Source organism: Pseudorhodobacter sp. (genome assembly GCF_030452865.1).
Taxonomy (GTDB): Bacteria; Pseudomonadota; Alphaproteobacteria; order Rhodobacterales; family Rhodobacteraceae; genus Pseudorhodobacter.
Map to the genome: position 1 here is coordinate 1 of NZ_JAKDLJ010000257.1, position 5,250 is coordinate 5,250.

6 protein-coding genes are annotated in these 5,250 nt (G+C 64.2%); 1 reads left to right on the top strand and 5 read right to left on the bottom strand.

Annotated elements, in window-relative coordinates; genetic code table 11:
• Window positions 1-253: hypothetical protein (locus tag L0H65_RS13850; RefSeq protein WP_301459639.1), on the top strand; the 253-nt coding region annotated here is incomplete at its 5' end.
• On the opposite strand, the gene L0H65_RS13855 is transcribed toward L0H65_RS13850, so the two are convergent.
• The 5 genes from L0H65_RS13855 to L0H65_RS13875 form a co-directional block, all read right to left on the bottom strand.
• Entirely contained in the window at window positions 250-1,500 is a 1,251-nt protein-coding gene (locus tag L0H65_RS13855; protein WP_301459640.1) for an SPOR domain-containing protein, read from the bottom strand. The two genes, L0H65_RS13850 and L0H65_RS13855, sit on opposite strands and share 4 nt — an antisense overlap.
• A gap of 67 nt (window positions 1,501-1,567) precedes the next feature.
• Window positions 1,568-2,200, bottom strand: a complete 633-nt coding sequence (gene upp / locus L0H65_RS13860) for a uracil phosphoribosyltransferase (RefSeq protein WP_301459641.1) — start codon at window positions 2,198-2,200, stop codon at window positions 1,568-1,570.
• Window positions 2,201-2,243: 43 nt separating this feature from the next.
• Window positions 2,244-3,464 carry a phosphopentomutase gene (locus L0H65_RS13865; protein ID WP_301459642.1) on the bottom strand — a complete coding sequence of 407 codons (1,221 nt, stop codon included), beginning with the start codon at window positions 3,462-3,464 and terminating at the stop codon, window positions 2,244-2,246.
• Window positions 3,461-4,777 carry a thymidine phosphorylase gene (locus L0H65_RS13870; protein WP_301459643.1) on the bottom strand — a complete coding sequence of 439 codons (1,317 nt, stop codon included), beginning with the start codon at window positions 4,775-4,777 and terminating at the stop codon, window positions 3,461-3,463. The genes L0H65_RS13865 and L0H65_RS13870 overlap by 4 nt, the downstream gene beginning before the upstream one ends.
• Window positions 4,770-5,171: a cytidine deaminase gene (locus L0H65_RS13875; RefSeq protein WP_301459644.1), complete on the bottom strand. Its 402-nt coding sequence runs from the start codon at window positions 5,169-5,171 to the stop codon at window positions 4,770-4,772. Before L0H65_RS13875 ends, L0H65_RS13870 begins: the two co-directional genes overlap by 8 nt.
• Between the last annotated feature and the right edge of the window lie 79 nt (window positions 5,172-5,250).

Sequence of the window (5,250 nt, forward strand, 5' to 3'; positions counted from 1 at the left end):
CCGGTTGGGCACGAGACGGGACCCGTTGCGGGCCGGTGGTTTGCGTGGATTTGGGCGGGCCCGCCATCCGGCGGTGATCGGCAGAGCGAAACGGAAATGCCTGCCGGAATGTGACACCCTGCGCGCCGTAGCGGAGCGGTCGGCGCGGAATGAAAAACACCCCCCGGACTGTGCCGAGGGGTGTGAGTTTTATCTGCCCGACTTCTTGCCAGGCACCCCCGGCATGGGGTTGCCGGGGGTACCAATGTCTTAACGGATGAAGGCGTCACCAAAACCGGCGCGGCGCGCTTTGGACAGTGCCGAATGTGCCGAACCGGAATCGCCGAACGGCCCTGCCATGACGATTTGCATCGGGCGGCCTTTGCTCGTGATGCGGGATTTGGCGACCGGCAGCCCCATGCCTTGCAGCCGCGAGGCGGTGCGGTTGGCATTGCCAACCTCGCCGAAGGTGCCGACCTGCACATAGAAGCGGCCCCCCGTTGCAGCGCGCGGTGCGTTGCTGGTGGCGGTGACATAGGTTTTGCGCTTGGTTGCCTGCGGCGCGTTGGAAACGCGATTGGCCGGAACCTCCCGCGTCCAGACCTGATCCTGCTGCGCCCAACCGCGTGCGGTGCCTTGGCCGCGCTTGGGGTTCAGACGATCATCTTTCCAAGCCTTGCGATAGCCTTTCGGCGGGGCGAACTCCTCGGACGCGGTGGCCTGAACCCCCAGGGTCGAAGGCGGGGTGGCATTGCCGAAGCCGCCATCCACCGCGGTACACATCACGGTTGTCCCGCCACCGCGCACCTGAAAACGGCGCGCAACCGGGGCAGAAGCGGGGCAGGAATACCCGGCATTCGCGACCGGTGCCTGATAACGGGGCGCGGGAATTGACGCTGCGCGTGAAACCGGGGCGGGTGCAGGTTCAACCGCGACACGGCGCGTCTGAAGCCGACTGGCTGCGGCGCTGACATCGAAGTTGGCATCCGCCGAGCAGATCAGCGTGGTGCGGCCATCGGTCAGCGTCACGCGCGCACCGTAGGGCGAACCGGAGGGGCAGACGTTTTGCAGCCGCGCCGAAGCGCTGGCCTGCGGTGCGGCAACCACGCGCGGCGCAGGGGACGCCACTGCTACCGGGCGATTGCGCGGCAGGCTCGCGATGGTTTCCATCGGTGCGCCGACATTGCGGTTGGGGCGCGCAACCTGAACCGGAACCGGAGCGGGTTGCGGCATCGCTTGCGGAGCGGGCGCGGCTTTCACCGGAGCCTCCACCGTGCGGACCGCACCACCGGACGGAGGCAGGCCACACAGCGCCTTGTGGCTGCGCGATACGCGCGGAACCCAGTTTACCCGCCCGCCGATTCCGGCGCGCAAAAAGACGCAGCCGCGACTATCGACATATTGTGAGCCTTTGAAGCTGGCCGGTGGCATTTCAGCCGGGCGCGCCAAGGTCTGGGCCTGTGCGCCGGATATGACAGAAACCGCCGCCCAACTGGCGACCGCGAGCACTTTGAACAACATTACTACCCCCATGTAGCGATGAGGGATAATGTTTCAGGAAACCCGCAGAGTAAAGGCCAAATACCCGCTATTTTGTACCAAACATGCGATCACCCGCATCACCTAGCCCCGGAACAATATAGCCGTGATCGTTCAGATGGCTGTCGAGTGCGGCGGTAACGACCGGTACATCGGGGTGCGCCGCCTTCATGCGGGCGACACCTTCGGGCGCGGCGAGCAGGCATAAAAACCGAATATTCGTAGCCCCTTGCGCTTTCAGAAGATCAATCGCCGCGACCGAGGAATTGCCGGTCGCCAGCATCGGATCGACCACAATCGTCATCCGGCTGTCGAGCGCATCGGGCACCTTGCAATAGTATTGCACCGGCTTGAGGGTTTCGGGGTCTCGGTACAAGCCGATGAAGCCGACACGCGCGGCGGGAATCAGCTCCAATATACCGTCAAGCAAGCCATTGCCCGCCCGCAGGATCGAGATCAGCGCCAGTTTCTTGCCTTCCAGGACGGGCGCGTCCATCGGCTCCAACGGGGTTTCAATCCGCATCGTCGTCATGTCGAGATTGCGGGTGATCTCATAGGCCAGAAGCAGGCTGATTTCGCGCAAGAGGCGGCGGAAGGACGCGGTGGAGGCGGTCTTGTCGCGCATGAGGGAAAGTTTGTGCTGCACCAGCGGATGAGTCACGATTGTCAGGTGGTCACGCATGGGCTTGCTCCAATTTCATTTGCAGGTCGGTTTCGGTGTTGTGTCACAGAAAGCTTCTCCCCGGCCCTTGATTTTCAATGCCGAGATGGGCGGCGACGGACGCGGCAACATCGGTGAAGGCACAAAGCCCGATTTCGCCGGGCGGCACGCCAGCGCAGAGCACTGGCACCCGCTCGCGCGTGTGTTCGGTGCCGCGCCATGTCGGATCATTGCCATGATCGGCGGTAAAAATCGCGAGGTCGCCGGGGCGGAGGTGGGACAGGAAGCGGCCGCATTGGGCGTCAAACCATTCCAGCGCACGGGCGTAACCAGCCACGTCGCGCGGATGGCCATAAAGACTGTCGAACTCGACGAAGTTCGCAAAGGTCAAGGAACCGGGCTCGGCTGTGGTTTGCAGCGCCAGAAGATGTTCGAAAAGATCAGCATCGGATTTGCCCTTATGGAGTGTGCCGACGCCGCGATGTGAGAAGATGTCACCGATCTTGCCCACCGCATGGGTCGCCCGCCCTGCCCCCGCGACCCAATCGAGCAGCGTCGGGCTTGGCGGGTCAATCGCGTAATCGCGGCGGTTCGACGTGCGTTTGAACTTGTCGCAAGAGCCGGTGAAAGGGCGTGCAATAACGCGACCGATTTTGCGCGCATGGAGGTAGGGTGCCAGATCGGTGCAGAGCTTTTGCAGCCGATCAAGGCCGAAGGCTTCTTCATGTGCGGCGATCTGGAACACCGAATCGGCGGAGGTGTAGCAAATCGGCCAACCGGTGCGCAGGTGTTCTTCGCAATGGGCGTTGATGATCGGCACACCGGAGGCATGGCAATTGCCAAGGATACCAGTGGTTCCGGCGAGGCGGCATACCTCCGCCACGATATCATCGGGGAAAGCTGGGATGGTATCGGGGAAATAGTGCCAGTCCCACGGCACCGGCACGCCTGCGAGTTCCCAATGCCCGGACGGTGTATCCTTGCCGCGAGAGATTTCGGTGGCGGCGCCGCAGCGCCCCGTGGGGCGCTGCCCCGGCGGCGGCAGGCCACCGAGCGTCAGCGAGGCCCCCGATTCGGCCAGATCCATCGCGGCGGCAAGCCCGAGACCCGTCAGGTTCGGAAGGCGCAACGGGCCGGAACGACCCTGTTCAGCGCGGCCTGCGGCACATTCGGCGGCGATATGACCCAGCGTATTCGCACCTTCATCGCCGAAATCGCCTGCGTCGGGTGCGCCACCGATGCCGACCGAATCCATCACGATCAGGAAGGCGCGGTTCTGGGTCATGTGATTTTTCCGTGGATCAGGGGTGGTTCGTCCGGTGCAGTATCGCTCAGGGTATAGGCGCTGCGCAGGCGCAGCAAGGCGGTCTCGGCTTGTGACTGAGTACTCGCATGAATCAGCGCAAGCGGTTGACCAGCGCTCACCTCTTCGCCGATGCCGGTGAGGTCGCAGAGGCCGACGGACGGGTTGATGCGGTCGCCGTCGCGCAACCGACCCCCGCCGAGATGCACGACGATATGGCCCAGCGCCTCGGTATCTATCGCGGTGACGAAACCCGCCCTGTCGCTGCACAGTTCCAACAGCACCGGGGCAGCGGGCAAGCGGTCAGGCCAGCGGTCAACGAAATCGCCGGGGCCACCCTGGGCGGCGATCATCCGGCCGAAATACTCTGCGGCGGCACCGCTTTCGAGTGCGGTTTCAATGCGCGCGGCACCATCTTCTGCATCGGCGGCAAGTCCGCCCAAGGCCAATGCCTCGCCGCCCAGGGCGGCGGTCAGATCCCAAAGCGCGGGGTTGATCGAACTGCCGGTCAGGGTTTCCATCACCTCGATCACCTCCAACGCATTGCCCGCGGCAGTGGCAAGCGGTTGTGACATATCGGTGATCAGCGCCGTGGTCATGCAGCCTGCCCCTTGCGCGGTCCTGACCAGCGCCTGCGCGAGGCTGCGCGCGGCCTCGGGGGTTTTCATGAAGGCACCGGCACCGCATTTGACATCGAGCACGAGCCCTTCAAGCCCCGCCGCGAGTTTCTTCGACAGGATAGAGGCGGTGATCAGGTCGATGCTGTCGACCGTCGCCGTCACGTCGCGGATGGCATAGAGGCGGCGGTCGGCGGGGGCGATTTCGGGTGAGGCGGCGATGATCGCGCAGCGTGCTTCATGAAGTTGCGCGCGCAGGGCATCGCTGGTCATTTCCACCCGCAAACCGGGGATGGATTCGAGCTTGTCCAATGTTCCGCCGGTATGGCCGAGGCCACGGCCCGAAATCATCGGCACATAAGCGCCGCAAGCCGCCAGCGCCGGGGCGAGCAGCAGCGAGACACAATCGCCGATACCGCCGGTGGAATGTTTATCCAGGACCGGGCCGGGCAAATCCCATGTCAGACGTTCGCCGCTGTCGCGCATGGCGCGGGTGAGCGCGACACGCCCGCCTTCCCCGAGACCCATGAGGCAGATCGCCATCGCAAACGCCCCGGCCTGCGCATCACTGACCGCCCCATTGGCGAGACCTTCGGCGAACCATTGCAGATCGGCGTCGGTTGGCGTGTTGCCTGCGCGCAAGGTGGCGATGATACTGCGGGCGTCAGGGTCAGCCATCGGTGCTGCGCGTCATATGGCTGGCGCTGAAACTGCCGGGAAGCAGATCGGCCACGGTGACCGGGTTCGATTTGCCATCGGTGGTGCAGAGGGTGACAGTGACATCGGGGCTGGCGAATTCGGCGATTTTCTGGCGGCAACCGCCACAGGGCGGCACCGGGGTCGGGCTGTCAGCAATGACGAGAATTTCGGCGATCCGGCTTTCGCCTGCCGCAATCATGGCAGCAATGGCACCGGCTTCTGCGCAGGTGCCTTCGGGATAGGCCACGTTTTCAACATTGCAGCCGGTGAACACCTGTCCCGAGGCGGAGCGGATCGCGGCGCCGACCTTGAAGCGGGAATAAGGGGCATAGGCGTTTTCGCGCACGGCGGTGGCGGCTTCGAGCAGGGTCATGGAACGCTCCGGTCTTTGTGTTGAACCCTACTTTGCGACCGGCGCGCGCAAAGTTCAAGCGGCGGGTCCGGTGGTTGAG

Bases quoted from the DNA above. Each gene is read 5' to 3' on its own strand.
- L0H65_RS13865 (WP_301459642.1), bottom strand. From the start codon at position 3,464: ATGACCCAGAACCGCGCCTTCCTGATCGTGATGGATTCGGTCGGCATC.
- L0H65_RS13855 (WP_301459640.1), bottom strand. From the start codon at position 1,500: ATGTTGTTCAAAGTGCTCGCGGTCGCCAGTTGGGCGGCGGTTTCTGTC.
- upp (WP_301459641.1), bottom strand. From the start codon at position 2,200: ATGCGTGACCACCTGACAATCGTGACTCATCCGCTGGTGCAGCACAAA.
- L0H65_RS13870 (WP_301459643.1), bottom strand. From the start codon at position 4,777: ATGGCTGACCCTGACGCCCGCAGTATCATCGCCACCTTGCGCGCAGGC.
- L0H65_RS13875 (WP_301459644.1), bottom strand. From the start codon at position 5,171: ATGACCCTGCTCGAAGCCGCCACCGCCGTGCGCGAAAACGCCTATGCC.